This is a genomic window from Oleiphilus sp. HI0128 (assembly GCF_001635365.1).
The window spans coordinates 1-713 of sequence record NZ_LWGG01001544.1; the positions used below are offsets into that span (position 1 = coordinate 1).

Below are 713 nucleotides of genomic sequence, written 5' to 3' on the forward strand. Positions count from 1 at the left end.
TAATACTTAAACCTTGACTAAAAGCCTCACCTTCGCCCGACAACACTACTTCAGGATCAGCAGCTAATGGGTTAGTATCAATTGCGGTAACAAATATTGAATTTGGCTGAGCAGTCAACTCAGGCACTTTACTATAAGGCCTAGTTCGAAATGCTGTCCAGACGCCAGATTCAACCAGATTCGATACGACTTGTTCACGAGTAAGACTTCCAAGATCTGAAGCGGAGTATTTTGCAAACTCTACTTTTTCATCACCAGATTTCTCGATTACAATCGACTGGAATACGCGCTTTTCGCCACGATTTACTTCAATAACCGTCCCGCTAGCTGGTGCAGTAAATTTCACACCTTCGGTTTTCTTATCTTCAAAAAGAAGTTGTCCCTTAGCTACCTTGTCACCAACCTGAACAGACATGGTTGGCTTCATACCAACATAGTCAAATCCAACTATAGCAACCTTGCTAATGGAATTTCCTTGGGTGATGCTTTGTTCGGGAGAACCGGATATTGGAAGATCGAGGCCTTTTTTAATATTGACCATTAATCCTGCCTTCTCATCAGAATTTGTGAATTTTCCGCCACGTTAGAATTTGTTCTGTTGAGTGCCATACAGTTAAAGCATTACCACTCGATTGCGGCGAACCTAAAATCGTGGACAATTATAGTGAGCCATTTAACATATTGCTACACTACGCACCAAAATTTACTTATAT

The 713-nt window shown here is 41.1% G+C and carries 1 pseudogene; it reads right to left on the reverse strand.

From position 1 onward, the window contains the following. Positions 1 to 541, reverse strand: a pseudogene (locus tag A3763_RS25395) (NADH:ubiquinone reductase (Na(+)-transporting) subunit A); the annotation flags it as partial. Between the last annotated feature and the right edge of the window lie 172 nt (positions 542 to 713).